The following is a 16596-nucleotide window of genomic DNA, read 5'->3' as shown; positions in this document are numbered from 1 at the left end:
TACCGCCTATACCCCGAAGCTTTCGCCACAGCCGCATTCGTTCTGGGCTTTCGGGTTATGAAATTTAAATAACTGGTTTAATCCTTCGCGCACATAATCGACCTCTGTCCCGTCAATAAACGGCATGGCCTGAAGCGGCACGTACAACCTCGCGCCCTCCGTTTCAAACAACAGATCGTCCTTTTCCGGCTCGCTGACGGTATCCAGCACGTAACCAAATCCCGCGCACCCCGTCTGCTTCACGCCTAAACGCACGCCAAGCATGCCGGGTTGCTTCGCAACCAGGTCACGAATATGCGCCGCCGCCTCAGGCGTTAGCGTCAGACCACGCCATGCAAAATCGTCTGGATTAAATGTTCCTGAATGCAATTCCATAGGTCCACCTCGTGTAATAAGCCACCAGGGCATAACACCATGTTAGTGATAATGATTATCACTTCAACCCTCTGACAGAAGGGTCATTCGGGTTAACCGCCCTTTTTGACCACTTTTACTAAGCATAGACCTTGTTACGAGGGTTATCAGTGATGGATTATTTTATTCAATACATTGATAGATAAAGCATTTAAGAAGAGTAAACAGCGCGGCAGGTTAAAAAATTAAATATGTATCGAAAATGCCTATTTTTGAGATAGGGTTATCAATAAAAATGGGGGTCAAAAGCGGACGATGACGGTGCTAAACAATAGCTCAAACAGCCGTCGGATTAGCAAATCCACTAACGTGAAAAAGAAAGAACGGAGTAATTAACAACGAACGATCGGTATTGTATGAATAACACCGATCGTTCGTTGCCCCACCCGGCGCTTATCTCCGGCACTCATTTCAGGCTTAGCTCTTGAAGGGGTGTAAGAATATTCTCATAAGTTTGCATCGCGTATTTAACAGATCTTGCTTTCTGCACAATTTTTATACGCCTTATGCTGCGTCAGGAACAGGCTTCACCGTCGCGCATCGCGCCTTGCACCGCCTCAAGAAACAGGCGTAGCGCGGCGGGCTGATGCTCACGGGAAAGGTATAACCCGTATACGGCCAATTGCCTCGGTTGTAGATGGGGCAACAAACGAACCAGTTTCTCCTGCGCCAGCCCCTCTCGCGCCTCTTTTTCCGGCACCAGCGCAATCCCCATCCCTGCCAGCGCCGCTTCACACAAAAGCGAAGAGATTCCGGCGCTCAGGTTGCCCTTGATCGCAACGGAGATCGGTTCTCCCTGCTCATCCAGAAAATGCCAGGATTTTCCAGCAAATCCGCTGTAATAGAGGCAATTGTGTTGCGCCAGCGCCTCCGGCGTCTGCGGCGTGCCATAGCGATGCAGATAGTCAGGAGACGCGCAGAGCACAGACTCACAGTCACCAAGCCGACGCGCAATTGTCCCTGGCTCAGGGTTATCGGTAATGCGTATCGCCACATCAATACGCTCCCCCACTAAACTGACAGGCTGATTATTAATCTCCACTTCAATGCGCAATTCAGGATAACGCGCTAAAAAAGCGGGCAGCATCGGGGCAAGAATATGCATCGCGGTGAAATGGGCGCAGGCGACGCGCAACGTGCCGGACGGCACCTCTCGCCCGGTCGCCCCCGCAATATCCAGGGAAAGCCGCGCCAGCGTTCGCGTTTTCATCAACGCGTCTTCTCCGGCAGGCGTGATCGTCAGGCGGCGCGACGAACGATGAATAAGTCTGGCTCCGGCCCATTTCTCCATTTCATCCAGATAACGGCTCACCATCGGCCTGGAGATCCCTAATGCGCGCGCAGCCGCGCTCAGGCTACCCAAATCGCAGATATGGTTAAACACCGTTGCCGCCATCACTCTGTCCATAACCTTCCATCCGATCGTTTTATGAAACTCAGCATGTCCTGATAGGGGAATTTTAACAGATCGAGATTTGCTTAAAATAAGCCACGTAAATAAATCAACATCATCTGCCGATAAGGTCACTCAGAATGAAAATCAAAACGCTGGCACTTCTGCTGTCGCTGACTAGCGCGCCATTGTTCGCCGCCCCACTGCAACTCGACGTCTATAATCCGCAGGAAAACGCGATTTTCCCGGTCTCTTCCACGCTGGTCTCTGGCCCTAAAGAAGCCATTTTATTCGACGCGCAGTTCAGTACCAAAGACGGGGAAAAGCTGGTCGAAATGATTAAAAAGAGCGGCAAGTCGCTGAAAGCCATCGTGATTACCTCCGGCGATCCAGATTTCTATTTTGGTCTGGAACCGATTGTAAAAGCCTTCCCGAACGTGAAAGTTCTGGCGACGCCGCATGTGGTGGAACACATTCGCGCAACGAAAGACGCCAAACTGCAATACTGGGGCCCGCAAATGAAAGATGGCGCGCCAGCGGCGCTCACCATCCCGCAGGCAACCACCGAGACACAATTTACGATTGATGGGGAAACGCTGGAACTGCGCCACCCGAACGATTACGCCGCTTACGTCTGGGTCCCGGCGAACCGCGCAATACTTGGCGGAACGGGAATCGCATCCGGTATCCATGTCTGGACGGCGGATACCCAGTCTCCTGAGCAGCGTGCGGCCTGGCGTCATGTGTTGACAGAGATGCACAGTTTGCAGCCGACCCAGGTGATTCCGGGTCACTATATCGGTGAACGTCCAGCAGGCGACGCCGCTATACGCTTCACGCAGGATTATCTGCAATCCTTTGAGCAAGCGCTTGAGGCGAAAAAAGGGTCAGAGTATGTCATCAAAACGATGACCGCCGCCTGGCCTGGCCTCGCTGACGAAAGTTCCCTGACGCTGAGCGCGAAAGTGAATACCGGTGAAATGAAGTGGTAAACCGCCGCTCATAACCCAAAAAATAACCCCGGCAGAGCGTGTCGGGGTTTTCTGTTAGTGTTAATTCACCGAGCGATAAAACAGTGCGGAATCAATGAACGCCCAGACGCCAGGCAAAGTAAATCTCTTCTTTTAGCTCAGAGGAAGAGAGCGTGAGTAAATCGGCAAATTCCAGCTCTAATTGTTTTAAGCGCTTCAAATACTGGGCTGGAGAAAGCTCGGTTTTATCACGGCGTAAAAATTCAATTGCCAGTTGGGTTGGGTCTAAATCGGTAGACATATCATCCTCGCTTATGTTCAAAACGTGCACAGTATAACACTTTTTTCTGCACACATTTTGACCAAAAGCAGTCTGCGATAAAGATATTTTGTGACAATGTCACACAACGGCGGTTGTCAGACGTGAAGAACAGCACAGCCGCCCCTGCTCATCAAAAATATCGATCTGCCAGACCTGATGACGAGAGCCGGTATGCAGCGCTTTGCACACCCCTCTGACGCGCCCTTCACGCGCTGAGCGAACGTGGTTGGCATTCACCTCCAGCCCCACGACTTTCTGTTCGCCCTGCGTGCACAGATAGCCCGCAACCGAGCCGATACTTTCAGCCAGCACAACGGACGCGCCGCCGTGTAGCAGACCAAAAGGTTGCTTTGTGCGGCTATCCACCGGCATCGTTGCTTCCAGCGTATCGTCGCTAATATGCTCAAAGCGAATATCCAGTAGCCCCACCATGTTCCCTTCGCCCAGAGCGTTCAGCGCTTCGAGCGTGACTTTACGTTTCCAGATCATCCAATAATCTCCAGTAGTGCCTGTAACGGATGGCGAACCCCGGTGCCTTCAACGCGTTTTACCTGGCTGCGGCAAGAGTAACCGGTCGCCAGGCAGCGATTGCGCGGCAGTCGCGCCATCGCCTGTTGCCACGACAGCGCATAGATCCCCAGCGAATTTTCATGATTTTTCACTTCATGGCCGTAAGTACCCGCCATGCCGCAGCAGCCTACGCTGACGCTCTCCAGCTTCGCCCCTAAGCGCGCAAAAATGGCCGCCCACTGCGCCGGTGCGCCAGGCAATGCCGTCACTTCGGTACAATGTCCAAAGAAATACCAGGGCTCACCGCTCACGGCAAGAGGCTGTCGGGACGCCAGCACCGTCGGCAGCCACTCATTCACCAGCTGTACGTGGAAATCACCACGCTGTTCGCCGAGGGTTTGTTTGTATTCATCACGATAGCAAAGCACCAGCGCCGGGTCGACACCGACCATCGGGATACGCAACTGCGCCACCCGATTGAGAAATTCGGCCGTTTTCTTCGCCGTCTTCGCAAATCGGTTAAGGAACCCTTTGATGTGCTGGGCCTTGCCATTTGGCGAGAACGGCAGCAATACAGGCTGAATGCCGAGCTTTTCCACCAGCCGGATAAAATCCGCCACCACCTGCGCATCGTAGTAACTGGTAAACGGGTCCTGCACCACCAGCACCGTACGCTCTTTTTGCTCCTGGCTCAGGAGTTCAAGCTGTTCCAGCGTCATATTGGCGGAACGGTGCCCGACCATTTGCTGTTGCAGCGACGGTGTCGAAAGTAGCGGTAAATCCACCATGCCGATATGTTTCTTCGCGAGGTTTCGCACCAACGGCTGATTGAGAAAGAAGTTAAAGGTTTTCGGCGCCCGCGCCATTAATGGCGCATAGCTTTCGACCGTCGCCACCATATGATCGCGCAGCGGACGCAGGTAGCGCGTGTGATAAAGCGCCAGGAAGCGTGAGCGGAACTCCGGCACGTCTATTTTAATCGGACATTGTGTCGAGCAGGCTTTGCACGCCAGGCAACCCGACATCGCCTCCTTCACCTCATGGGAGAAATCATATTCGCCTTTACGAGCGTGCCAGCTGTTGCGGGTACGGGCAATTAACGTCCGCAGACTGGCGCGTTTTTCCGGCAGATCTTTTTCCAGCTGTAACGGATCAACCCCACGGTCGGCCAGCAGGCGCAACCATTCACGCACCAGCGTCGCACGCCCTTTGGGAGAGTGAATGCGATTCAGGCTGATTTTCATTGACGGGCACATCGGGCTTTTGGCGTCAAAGTTGAAGCACAGGCCATTGCCGTTACACTCCATCGCCCCGCGCCAGACCTGACGCACCGCCAGTGGAATCTGCCGATCGTAAGTACCGCGTTTCACCGCATCGACCTTCATCATCGGCGCATCAATGCCTTCCGGCGGACAAATTTTTCCGGGGTTCAGGCGGTTTTGCGGGTCGAACGCCGCCTTCACTTTGCGTAGTTCGCCATAAAGCTGCTCGCCAAAAAACGCCGGGCTATATTCAGCGCGAAAACCTTTACCGTGCTCGCCCCACAGCAGACCGCCATATTTCGCGGTGAGCGCCACCACATCATCGGAAAGACTCTTCATCAGAATTTCCTGTTGCGGATCGCACATATCCAGCGCGGGTCTGACGTGCAGCACCCCGGCATCAACATGCCCGAACATGCCATAACTTAAGCCATGACCGTCGAGCAACGCGCGGAATTCAGCAATATAGTCGGCCAGATGCTCCGGCGGCACGCAGGTATCTTCCGCAAACGGAATCGGTTTGGCCGCGCCTTTGGCATTACCCAACAGACCAACCGCTTTTTTCCGCATGGCATAGATACGCTCCACGCCCGCCAGCTCCGCGCACAGCTGCCAGCCGATCACCCCGGCTTCCTGGCGAGCAATCAGCTCATCCAGACGCTGGCACAACGCGCTCACCTGAGCATCAATAGCCGCTTCGTCATCCCCGGCGAACTCGACGATGTTCAGGCCCAGCATCTCTTTATCAGGCACATCGGTAATCAGCTCACTGACGGAGTGCCAGACGATGTCCTCCCTCGCCAGATTAAGCACTTTAGAATCGACGGTTTCCACCGAGAGCGCCCGCGCCTCGACCATAAAGGGCGCGTTACGCAACGCGGAATCAAAAGAGTCATATTTGACGTTCACCAGACGGCGAACTTTAGGCAGCGGAGTAATATCCAGACGCGCTTCCGTGATAAACGCCAGCGTGCCTTCAGAACCGGTCAGCACGCGCGTTAAGTCAAACTCCGTCATCTCATCGTTAAAGACATGGCGTAAGTCGTAGCCCGTTAAGAAGCGGTTGAGTCTGGGAAACTTATCAATAATCAGTTGTCGGTTTTCCCGACAACGCTGGTATACGGTGTTATAGATGCGACCGATCGCGGTGTTGCTTTTACCGAGCGTTTCCGCAAGTTCGACCGGCATTGCCTGGGTATCCAGAATATCGCCACCCAGCAATACCGCGCGAACGCCCAGCACATGATCGGATGTCTTACCGTAAACTAACGACCCCTGACCTGACGCATCGGTATTGATCATGCCCCCGAGGGTCGCACGGTTGCTGGTCGAAAGCTCCGGGGCAAAGAAGTAGCCATACGGCTTCAGATACTGATTGAGTTGATCTTTGATCACCCCGGCTTCAACCCGCACCCAGCCCTCTTCCGGGTTAATTTCAATAATACGGCTCATATAGCGGGACATATCAACGATAATGCCCTGGTTCAGCGCCTGACCATTGGTGCCGGTGCCGCCGCCGCGCGGGGTAAAAATCAATGAGGCGAAGCGCGACTCTGCCGCCAGACGGGCGATAAGCGCCACATCCGCCGTTGAACGCGGGAAAACCACAGCATCAGGAAGAAGCTGATAGATACTGTTATCTGTCGACATTGTCAGACGATCGGCGTAATTCGTTGCCGTATCGCCGGTAAACCCTTGCTGCTCCAGCGCCTGCAAAAAATTGAGCACCAGCTGAACGACGCCAGGTGCCTGAGAAATCTGTGGAATCATTATAGTGACCCTTTCCTGCGGTCTGTATTGTGAATTTAATCGTTTGCGTGTTGCTCTGTTTGTTGTATCACATTTTTTTCTTACACGCCCAGCAGAATTACAGGCAGAATCCGCCTGTTAAAAACCGCTGAAATTGCTCATCATTATGGGGTAAGGTTCGCGTGTTCGCGTCGCGTCAACGTTCTGACGCACAGAAAAGGTGAAAAGGTATTTATGGTAAATCTTCGTCAGCCCAGGGATATCGCGCAAGTGCTGCTGTCGGTGCTGTTTTTAGCCATCATGATCGTGGCCTGCTTGTGGATTGTGCGTCCCTTTGTCCTTGGTTTTGCATGGGCGGGTACGATCGTTATTGCGACCTGGCCCGTTTTGTTACGTTTACAGAAAATACTCTGGGGCCGCCGTTCTCTGGCCGTTCTGGTTATGACGCTGTTGTTGGTTCTGCTGTTCATTATTCCCATCGCCCTGCTGGTCAACAGCATCGTGGACGGTAGCGGCCCGCTCATCCACGCCGTCACCGCCGGCGACATGACGTTGCCCGACCTGGCCTGGTTAAACAGTATTCCGCTGATTGGCGCAAAATTGTATGCCGGGTGGCACAACCTGCTGGATATGGGCGGCACGGCGATCATGGCGAAAGTGCGTCCTTATATTGGCACCACCACGACCTGGTTTGTGGGTCAGGCCGCGCATATCGGTCGCTTTATGATGCACTGTGGTCTGATGCTGCTGTTCAGCGCCCTGCTGTACTGGCGCGGCGAGCAGGTGGCATTAGGCATCCGCCACTTCGCCAGTCGTCTGGCCGCGAAACGCGGCGATGCCGCCGTGCTGCTGGCGGCCCAGGCCATCCGCGCCGTTGCATTGGGTGTGGTTGTCACCGCGCTGGTTCAGGCGATTCTCGGCGGGATTGGCCTCGCCATTTCCGGCGTGCCTTACGCAACGCTGCTGACGGTCGTCATGATCCTCTCCTGCCTGGTGCAACTGGGGCCGTTACCGGTGTTAATCCCGGCAATCATTTGGCTGTACTGGACGGGCGATACGACCTGGGGCACGGTGCTGCTGGTGTGGAGCTGCGTGGTCGGTACGCTGGATAACGTGATTCGCCCGGTATTGATTCGTATGGGCGCTGACCTGCCGCTGATCCTGATTCTCTCTGGCGTTATCGGCGGGCTGATTGCCTTTGGAATGATCGGTCTGTTTATCGGTCCGGTATTGCTGGCGGTTTCCTGGCGTCTGTTCTCCGCATGGGTGCATGAAGTGCCCGCGCCGGGAAACGACCCTGACGAACTCCTCGAAGAACTGGGGGAGATTGAGGACAGCCATAAATAAACCCCATCGGCCGATCGACGCATTCGGTCGGCCGATACTTTAGCATTGCTCATCAATTAGCATCCTGACCAACCTGCCTTATGGCGTAATCCTCCTTACGTAATTCATTTACGTCGCAAATTCTTCATAGTTTTTAAACTATTGGGACGAATCTGATCGACGCAAAAAATCTCCACGCCTACTATTAGGGCACGGTTATAAATCAACGCCTTGATTTATAAGCATGGAAATCCCCTGAGTGAAACAACGAATTGCTGTGTGTAGTCTTTGCCCATCTCCCACGATGGGCCTTTTTTTAAGTGCCTGCCCTCACACCCCTTTTCTCCACCGCCAACAATTCTGATATGCCCACGCATGACGTCGGGTGGGATAGCGCGCATCGCAAAAAAAAACGGCTCCTTTTTACGGGAGCCGTTGCGGATTAGGATCAGCGCTGACGCTTATTTTTTCAGTTCAGCCAGACTCAACCAGGTCTGTACGACGGTGTCCGGGTTCAGCGACAGGCTGTCGATTCCCTCTTCCATCAGCCAGGCGGCGAAGTCTTCGTGATCGGACGGCCCCTGACCACAGATGCCGACATACTTGCCTTGTTTCTTCGCCGCGCGGATCGCCATCGACAGCAGCGCTTTCACCGCCTCGTTACGCTCATCGAACAGTTCAGAAACCACGCCGGAGTCGCGATCCAGACCCAGCGCCAGCTGCGTCATGTCGTTAGAACCAATCGAGAAGCCGTCAAAGTGCTCCAGGAATTGTTCAGCCAGCAGGGCGTTGGACGGAATCTCACACATCATGATGATCTTCAGCCCGTTCTCACCCCGCTTCAGCCCCTGACGCGCCAGCTCGTCAACTACCGCTTTCGCCTGCTCAACGGTACGTACAAACGGGATCATGATCTCCACGTTGGTCAGTCCCATATCGTTGCGCACGCGTTTCACCGCTTCACATTCCAGCGCGAAGCAATCACGGAAGCTGTCAGAGACATAGCGACCGGCGCCACGGAAGCCCAGCATCGGGTTCTCTTCATCGGGTTCGTAACGCTCGCCGCCCACCAGGTTGGCGTATTCGTTCGATTTGAAATCCGACAGGCGCACGATAACGCGTTTCGGATAAAATGCCGCGCCCAGCGTCGCAATGCCCTCTGTCAGACGACCGACATAGAACTCACGCGGTGAATCGAAGCCTTTCATCATCTCGCGGATTTCGTTTTGCAGTTTCGCATCCTGGTCATCAAATTCCAGCAGTGCGCGAGGATGCACGCCAATCATTCGGTTGATAATAAATTCGAGACGCGCCAGGCCAACGCCTTCATTCGGCAGGCAGGCGAAGTCAAAGGCGCGATCCGGGTTACCGACGTTCATCATGACTTTCAACGGCAGATCGGGCATGGTGTCCACGCTTGAACTTTTGACGCTGAAGTCGAGCAGGTCAGCATAGACATAGCCGGTATCGCCTTCGGCGCAAGAAACGGTGACGTTTTCATCATCCTTCATGCGTTCCGTCGCGTCGCCGCAGCCGACAACCGCCGGAATACCCAGTTCACGGGCAATAATGGCCGCGTGGCAGGTACGACCGCCACGGTTGGTCACGATGGCCGCCGCTTTCTTCATGATCGGTTCCCAGTCCGGGTCGGTCATGTCAGTCACCAGCACGTCGCCAGGCTGGATACGGTTCATTTCGCTAATGTCGTGGATGACTTTAACCGCCCCCGCGCCAATGCGATGTCCGATGGCGCGGCCTTCCGCGACCACTTTCCCCTGCGCATGCAGCGTGTAGCGCTCCATTACCTGACCACGAGAACGGACGGTTTCCGGGCGGGCCTGTACAATAAACAGTTTGCCGGTATGGCCGTCTTTCGCCCATTCGATATCCATCGGGCGACCGTAGTGTTTCTCAATCTGTACGGCCTGTTTCGCCAGTTCCTGCACTTCTTCGTTGGTCAGCGAGAAGATGTCGCGCTGTTCCTGCGGCACATCTTCAATTTTGACCTGCTTGCCGTGCTCCTGGGTTGGCGCGTAAACCATTCGGATTTTTTTCGACCCCATCGTGCGACGAACGATCGCCGGGCGATTCGCCGCCAGCGTCGGTTTATGCACGTAGAATTCATCCGGGTTGACTGCGCCCTGCACCACCATCTCGCCCAGACCCCAGGCTGAAGTGATAAACACCACCTGATCGAAACCGGACTCGGTATCAATAGAGAACATAACCCCGGACGAGGCCAGGTCGGAGCGTACCATCCGCTGTACGCCAGCGGAGAGCGCGACGCCGCGATGGTCATACCCCTGGTGAACGCGATAAGAGATAGCGCGGTCATTAAACAGCGAGGCAAAAACATGTTTCACCGCCACCAGCACCGCATCGAAACCCTGCACGTTGAGGAAGGTTTCCTGCTGGCCGGCGAAAGAGGCATCCGGCATATCTTCAGCCGTTGCGGACGAGCGCACGGCGAAAGACGCCTGCGCATCATCCGCAGAGAGCTGTGCATAAGCATCGCGAATAGCGTTTTCCAGCTCTGGCTGGAAAGGAGTGTCGATAATCCACTGGCGGATCTGCGCGCCGGCCTTCGCCAGCGCGGTGACATCGTCAATATCCGTTTGATCCAGCAGTTCATAAATACGCTGGTTTACGCCGCTTTGATCCAGAAACTGGTTAAACGCATCGGCGGTCGTTGCAAAACCATTCGGTACGGAAACACCCATACCGGAAAGGTTAGTAATCATTTCACCCAGGGAGGCATTTTTGCCCCCAACTCTGTCTACATCATTCATGCCGAGTTGGTTATACCAAAGCACCAGCGGTGACGAGCCATTGTTGGACATCGAACAATCCTTTTGTGATAAATGAACGAGTTTAGAAACTACATTATTGCGTATTTATCTTTGCATATTTAAACCCCTGAAAAAAACGGTGAATCGTTCAAGCAGATTTATTTTTTATTTTTTCAGATTGTTTACGCATTTGCGCAAACCCGCGGGCGACGGGCGATCTCCCCAAAAACTGTCGGTATAAACATAAGTTCCGAAAAATGAAATGCACTTTTCACTTAATATAAAAATAGCGTTTCATTTTATAAAATAAGTATCGTGATATACGCTTCTGGCAAATTTTAATTTATGCTTTCAGATAATTATGTTTGCTCCTCAGGATAAACAAAATGGATAATGTTGTTGATCGCCATGTTTTTTATATTTCCGATGGTACGGCCATCACCGCCGAGGTTTTGGGTCATGCGGTGATGTCGCAATTCCCTGTGACCATCAGCAGCATTACGCTGCCGTTCGTTGAAAACGAGAGTCGCGCCAGGGCCGTGAAAGATCAGATCGACGCGATTTATCAGCAAACTGGCGTGCGTCCGCTGGTGTTCTATTCGATTGTTCTGCCGGAAATTCGCGCCATCATCTTACAAAGCGAAGGGTTCTGTCAGGACATCGTGCAGGCGCTGGTGGCGCCGCTACAGCAGGAAATGAAGCTCGACCCAACGCCAATCGCGCATCGCACCCACGGGCTTAACCCCGGCAACCTCAACAAGTATGACGCGCGTATCGCGGCAATCGACTATACCCTTGCGCACGACGATGGGATCTCCTTGCGCAATCTGGATCAGGCGCAGGTGATCCTGCTGGGGGTTTCACGCTGCGGAAAAACGCCGACCAGCCTCTATCTGGCGATGCAGTTTGGCATCCGGGCGGCGAACTACCCCTTTATTGCTGACGATATGGATAACCTGGTGTTGCCCACGTCGCTTAAACCGCTACAGCATAAGCTTTTTGGCCTGACCATTGACCCGGAACGTCTGGCGGCAATCCGCGAGGAACGCCGTGAAAACAGCCGCTACGCATCGCTACGCCAGTGCCGGATGGAGGTTGCGGAAGTTGAAGCGCTCTACCGTAAAAATCAGATCCCTTGCCTGAACAGTACTAACTATTCGGTAGAAGAAATTGCCACCAAGATTCTCGACATCATGGGGCTGAATCGTCGAATGTACTAACAAACTAGTGCAAGAGTTCAATTTTTTGCTATCATGCCGCTCTGCTTGCGAGGTGTGAAACGCCTCGCATTTGAAATCAGCAGGTGAAGGTTGAAGTGTGTTATTGTGATGCCCATCACTTCCCGGTAGTCCTGCCGTTGAAGCAACAAATTTCTGAGACTTGTCATGAACAGAACCGACGAACTGCGTACCGCGCGTATTGACAGCCTGGTCACCCCTGCTGAGCTAGCGCTACGTCATCCTGTATCATCCTCCGTCGCCAGCCACGTTACTGACTCCCGACGCCGGATTGAAAAAATATTAAATGGTGAAGATCGCCGCCTGCTGGTGATCATCGGCCCCTGCTCGATTCACGATCTGGACGCTGCGATGGAATACGCAACGCGCTTGCAAACGTTGCGCAACACGCATCAGGCGCGTCTGGAAATCGTTATGCGCACCTATTTTGAAAAACCGCGCACGGTTGTGGGCTGGAAAGGCCTCATCTCCGATCCCGATTTAAATGGCAGTTACCGCGTAAATCATGGCCTCGAACTGGCGCGCAAGCTGCTGTTGCAGGTCAATGAGCTGGGAGTCCCCACCGCCACCGAATTTCTCGACATGGTCACCGGCCAGTTTATTGCCGATTTGATCAGCTGGGGCGCCATTGGCGCGCGCACGACGGAAAGCCAGATTCACCGTGAAATGGCTTCCGCGCTCTCCTGCCCGGTTGGGTTTAAAAACGGGACCGATGGCAACACGCGCATCGCCGTTGATGCGATTCGCGCATCGCGCGCCAGCCATATGTTCCTCTCGCCGGATAAAACTGGCCAGATGACGATTTATCAGACCAGCGGGAACCCGTACGGCCATATCATCATGCGCGGCGGTAAAAAACCGAATTACCACGCGGAAGACATCGCTGCCGCCTGCGATACGCTGCATGAGTTTGGTCTGCCGGAACACCTGGTGGTGGACTTCAGCCACGGTAACTGCCAGAAGCAGCATCGCCGCCAGTTAGAAGTTTGTGATGATATCTGCCAGCAAATCCGTAACGGTTCTACCGCAATTGCCGGGATCATGGCCGAAAGTTTCCTGCGTGAAGATACGCAGAAAATCGTCAGTGGTCAGCCGCTGGTGTACGGTCAGTCCATTACCGACCCTTGCCTGAACTGGGAAGATACTGAATTACTGTTAGAAAAACTTGCCTCAGCGGTTGATAGCCGTTTTTGACATCATGCCCATCCTCGCGGGGATGGGCGCGCTTCTTTCCCCTCCACGCATTCCCCACTCGCCTGATTTGCTACCAGAATTAACACTTGCTGTCGCCATACACAATATTGATAATAATAATCATTGTTAAACTGATTATTATTAATTATCGATATGCCACTTATGGACGACATTGAGTTACTTCATTTTAAGGAAAGAGACAGCGTGCCCCCTTCCCCTGCTGCCGAGCGGCGTATCAGCAGCCAGACATTGTTAGGCCCTGAAGGCAAAGTCATCATCGATCATGACGGCCAGGAATACCTGCTGCGCAAGACGCAGGCAGGTAAGTTGCTGTTGACCAAGTAGCAATCAGCTTGAGCAACTGACTTCCAGCCGTTTACCCCAGTCCGGCGGACGGTTGACATAATCGTCATCTCTGTCGGCAAAGGGGTCGCGCAGAACCTGATGCAGTTGATGTAATTCGCCCATATCCCCCTGCTCAGCGCTGGCTATCGCGCGTTGCGCCAGCCAGTTGCGCAGCACCACCGCAGGATTCACGCGCTGCATGTGCTGTTGACGCGTTGCATCATCCACCTGCTCCTGCTGTAAACGCGCCCGGTAACGGCTGAACCACCCGTCAAAGGCCGCGCGATCGATAAATTCGTCACGCAGCGGCGATGCCGCGCTCTGTTGCTCAGTCTGACTCAACATACGGAACGTTCGGCTATAATCGCTGCCTTCGCGTGCCATCAGGGCGAAAAGCTCGTTGAGAAGCGCGTTGTCCTCTTTTTGTTCGGTAAAGAAGCCCAGTTTTTGCCGCATGCGCTGCCCGTAGTGCGTGAGCAACGCCAGCTGATAGCCATCCAGCGCATCATTCAGCGTATCGACCGGCATAAACGGCGACAGGGTTTGCGCCAGGCGTTGCAGATTCCACAATCCGACAGCCGGTTGATTATCGAAGCTATAGCGCCCCTGGTGATCGGAGTGGTTACAGATAAACCCTGGCTGATAATCATCCAGGAAACCGAAAGGACCATAATCTATCGTCAGCCCCAGTACAGACATGTTATCGGTGTTCATCACGCCATGCGCAAAACCTACCGTTTGCCAGTCAGCAATCAACCTCGCCGTGCGCGCCACTACGTCCCGGAACCAGAGCGCATACTTGTCCTCTTCCGTCTGAAATTGCGGCCAGTAATGGCGAATTGCAAAATCGGCCAGCTGACGGACTTTATCCGGCTCACGCCGATAGTAAAAATGTTCGAAATGACCGAAACGCATATGGCTCTGCGCCAGACGCATGAGCATCGCGCCGGATTCAACCGTTTCCCTGTAAACAGGCGTGTCACTGGTGACGATAGACAGCGCCCGCGTTGTGGGGATGCCAAGATAGTGCATCGCCTCGCTGGCCAGACTTTCACGGATCGTTGAGCGCAGCACTGCTCGCCCGTCGCCCATGCGGGAGTATGGCGTTAGTCCGGCGCCTTTCAGGTGCCAGTCAAGCGTACTGCCGTCCGCCAGCAGTTGTTCGCCTAACAGAATACCGCGTCCATCACCGAGCTGGCCGGCCCAGACGCCAAACTGATGGCCGCTATAAACCTGAGCCAGAGGCGACATGCCGGGCAGTAATGACTCGCCGCCCCATACGCCTGCGCCGTTTTCCATAGCAAACAACGAAGGTGGTATCGCCAGCTGCTGCGCCAGCGCATCGTTATGCCAAATCAGGCGGGCATTACTCAGAGGAGTAGGAGAAAGTGCTGTATATGTGGCTGGCAGTTCGTCACGCCAGCAGGATGTAAAAGACAGGGTCATAGGGCCTCCTGCCTGTAGTGTAGACGGTTAATACCCGCTTAAACACCAGCAAATAAAAAGGTTATCCCTGAACCAGCGTCGTAACCTGGCTCGCTGGCACGGCAGGCCATAAACATCCTTGCAGCGCGCTAAATCCCATTGATGATATCCGCGCCAGCATCTCTTCAGTATCAATACCCGCAATCATTATCGAATCACAGCACGGTGATATCTGCGAAATAATAGCCTGCATAAAGGGTTCAAAAGAAAGACTTGCGGATCTTTGCTGGACAAAGTTTTTATCCAGCGCGACGCGTTTGAAGAGACCATCAAAGATCGCTTTTATCGATGTATCGCCAGCGCCGAAATTGGCAAGGATGAGGGGAAATCGTCCGGCTAACTCAGCCAGAATTTGATTCTCTTTCCCAAGACTTAATTCAGGATAATTCTCATTAATCATCAGTTCCAAAAATGGAAAGCGCCTTACATGGGATACAAACTCGCCGTCTGATAATAATGATGCGACGACGGCTGGCGTTAAATTAATCCAGGCAATAAGTTTATGTTGAATAAAAAAATGTTGGCACGTTTCCAGCAATGCGAGTTTTTCTTCGAACAGACAACGCTGTTCTTCTGCTGACAGGCGCGGCATGACCAGCTCCGTCGGCATACGGACATTACCGTCTTCAGTGACAAAGTTTGCAACAATCTCCAGGCCGACGAGTTTCTCTTTCTCTGTTCGGGCAGGAACAAAATAAAGGTGAGAATGATAAAAGTTATCCAGTGAAACAATCATTGTGCCAGCCCCGCTGCATGGGTGTAATCCGGCATCCTGTAAGAAAGAACGAAGAAAGATGTCATTTCTGATACGACTGGAGGTGCTTTCATTTTTTCCTTTTTAGCCGGTAAACCGGGTCCTTTTTTTAGCTTATCTCGATTATAAACCAATATCCAGTTTTGCATTTTCCGCAAGACACCGGATAAATCATTTTGACTAAAAATACTTTTGCAAAATGTAGGGTTAAAACTATTTCTGATAACTCACGATAGCCCTGGCATTCAGACAATGAGAAATCAATTTCTTAAATATAGATGATGAAGCGGCCGCTGGGTATCCGCTTTACCATCGATAGCATTAAATACGTCTCGCCTGCCAGAAATTTTTCCGCCAGTAGACATTGTCGAGCGATGAGCGCATCACGCCGCGGCTGGTAGACGCATGAATAAATTGATTGTTGGTATCATAAATGCCGACGTGCAAACCACTTTCCCCCGATCCGGTTTTAAAAAAGACCAGGTCGCCGGGCAGCAGTTCATCTTTGTCGATTTCCGTACCAATTTTTGACTGTTGGCGCGTTTCACGCGGCAGTTGTAAATCAAATTTGTCGCGCATCGTCATCAACACAAATCCCGAGCAGTCCACCCCGCTACGGCTCATTCCGCCATAGCGATACGGTGTACCTCTCCAGGACTGTAGCTGATCGTTCAGGCCCGCGATAACCATAATGGAATCCGAAAGCCTGGCGTTAGGTGCTGGCGCACGATGGCTGCTACACCCTGCCAAAAACAGTGCTGCGATAAGAAGAAGCCAAAAGCGCATTCAGGACGAATCCTCTATCTTTTTATTCTTGCTTCTATTTAGCGTGGAAATTATGTGT

The 16596-nt window shown here is 53.2% G+C and carries 15 protein-coding genes and 1 other RNA gene; 6 read left to right on the top strand and 10 right to left on the bottom strand.

Going from position 1 to position 16596, the window contains the following annotated elements:
• Positions 1–6 precede the first annotated feature (6 nt).
• Entirely contained in the window at positions 7–375 is a 369-nt protein-coding gene (sufA, locus tag OGV67_RS13150; RefSeq protein WP_012132586.1) for a Fe-S cluster assembly scaffold SufA, read from the bottom strand.
• Positions 376–928: 553 nt separating this feature from the next.
• Positions 929–1822 carry a LysR family transcriptional regulator gene (locus OGV67_RS13145; RefSeq protein ID WP_012132587.1) on the bottom strand — a complete coding sequence of 298 codons (894 nt, stop codon included), beginning with the start codon at positions 1820–1822 and terminating at the stop codon, positions 929–931.
• A gap of 125 nt (positions 1823–1947) precedes the next feature.
• Here OGV67_RS13145 and OGV67_RS13140 point away from each other — a divergent pair, with 125 nt between their 5' ends.
• A complete protein-coding gene (locus OGV67_RS13140; protein ID WP_012132588.1) occupies positions 1948–2799 on the top strand; it encodes a Vmh family MBL fold metallo-hydrolase in 852 nt (283 codons plus the stop codon).
• A 91-nt stretch (positions 2800–2890) separates the two neighbouring features.
• On the opposite strand, the gene OGV67_RS13135 is transcribed toward OGV67_RS13140, so the two are convergent.
• The 3 genes from OGV67_RS13135 to ydiJ all read right to left on the bottom strand — a co-directional run bounded on the left by OGV67_RS13135 (position 2891) and on the right by ydiJ (position 6642).
• Complete coding sequence (locus OGV67_RS13135) at positions 2891–3079, bottom strand: YdiH family protein (protein ID WP_024130379.1); 189 nt, start codon at positions 3077–3079, stop codon at positions 2891–2893.
• A 99-nt stretch (positions 3080–3178) separates the two neighbouring features.
• Positions 3179–3589, bottom strand: coding sequence for a 1,4-dihydroxy-2-naphthoyl-CoA hydrolase (gene menI, locus OGV67_RS13130; RefSeq protein WP_012132590.1), 411 nt, complete (start codon positions 3587–3589; stop codon positions 3179–3181).
• Positions 3586–6642, bottom strand: a complete 3057-nt coding sequence (gene ydiJ, locus OGV67_RS13125; RefSeq protein WP_047457338.1) for a D-2-hydroxyglutarate dehydrogenase YdiJ — start codon at positions 6640–6642, stop codon at positions 3586–3588. The genes menI and ydiJ overlap by 4 nt, the downstream gene beginning before the upstream one ends.
• 213 nt (positions 6643–6855) lie before the next feature.
• On the opposite strand from ydiJ, the gene ydiK reads away from it, so the two are divergent.
• Both ydiK and rprA read left to right on the top strand, forming a co-directional pair.
• Positions 6856–7968, top strand: a complete 1113-nt coding sequence (gene ydiK, locus OGV67_RS13120) for an AI-2E family transporter YdiK (protein WP_047457341.1) — start codon at positions 6856–6858, stop codon at positions 7966–7968.
• A 191-nt stretch (positions 7969–8159) separates the two neighbouring features.
• An RNA gene (gene rprA / locus OGV67_RS13115) (antisense sRNA RprA) lies at positions 8160–8267 on the top strand.
• A 141-nt stretch (positions 8268–8408) separates the two neighbouring features.
• On the opposite strand, the gene ppsA is transcribed toward rprA, so the two are convergent.
• Positions 8409–10787 (bottom strand): phosphoenolpyruvate synthase, encoded by a 2379-nt coding sequence (ppsA, locus tag OGV67_RS13110; RefSeq protein WP_012132593.1) that lies wholly within the window; start codon positions 10785–10787, stop codon positions 8409–8411.
• A 335-nt stretch (positions 10788–11122) separates the two neighbouring features.
• On the opposite strand from ppsA, the gene ppsR reads away from it, so the two are divergent.
• The 3 genes from ppsR (at position 11123) to hemP (ending at position 13513) form a co-directional block, all read left to right on the top strand.
• Positions 11123–11956: a posphoenolpyruvate synthetase regulatory kinase/phosphorylase PpsR gene (ppsR, locus tag OGV67_RS13105; protein ID WP_012132595.1), complete on the top strand. Its 834-nt coding sequence runs from the start codon at positions 11123–11125 to the stop codon at positions 11954–11956.
• Positions 11957–12121: 165 nt separating this feature from the next.
• On the top strand, positions 12122–13168 hold the full coding sequence (gene aroH, locus OGV67_RS13100; RefSeq protein WP_115614836.1) for a 3-deoxy-7-phosphoheptulonate synthase AroH: 1047 nt from the start codon (positions 12122–12124) through the stop codon (positions 13166–13168).
• A gap of 153 nt (positions 13169–13321) precedes the next feature.
• Positions 13322–13513: a hemin uptake protein HemP gene (gene hemP, locus OGV67_RS13095; protein WP_012132598.1), complete on the top strand. Its 192-nt coding sequence runs from the start codon at positions 13322–13324 to the stop codon at positions 13511–13513.
• Between the two features lie 3 nt (positions 13514–13516).
• Here the strand turns inward: hemP and selO are convergent, their stop codons facing one another.
• The 4 genes from selO to OGV67_RS13075 form a co-directional block, all read right to left on the bottom strand.
• On the bottom strand, positions 13517–14959 hold the full coding sequence (gene selO, locus OGV67_RS13090; protein WP_115614837.1) for a protein adenylyltransferase SelO: 1443 nt from the start codon (positions 14957–14959) through the stop codon (positions 13517–13519).
• A gap of 61 nt (positions 14960–15020) precedes the next feature.
• Entirely contained in the window at positions 15021–15734 is a 714-nt protein-coding gene (locus OGV67_RS13085; RefSeq protein WP_012132600.1) for an EAL domain-containing protein, read from the bottom strand.
• Positions 15731–15901, bottom strand: coding sequence for a hypothetical protein (locus OGV67_RS13080; RefSeq protein ID WP_153257548.1), 171 nt, complete (start codon positions 15899–15901; stop codon positions 15731–15733). The genes OGV67_RS13085 and OGV67_RS13080 overlap by 4 nt, the downstream gene beginning before the upstream one ends.
• Positions 15902–16073: 172 nt before the next feature.
• Entirely contained in the window at positions 16074–16538 is a 465-nt protein-coding gene (locus tag OGV67_RS13075; protein ID WP_012132602.1) for a C40 family peptidase, read from the bottom strand.
• Between the last annotated feature and the right edge of the window lie 58 nt (positions 16539–16596).

This window comes from Citrobacter sp. CK188 (assembly GCF_030333525.1).
GTDB lineage: Bacteria > Pseudomonadota > Gammaproteobacteria > Enterobacterales > Enterobacteriaceae > Citrobacter_B > Citrobacter_B koseri.
The sequence above is the reverse complement of the archived record's forward strand: the minus strand, read 5'-3'. Positions and strand labels throughout refer to the sequence as shown.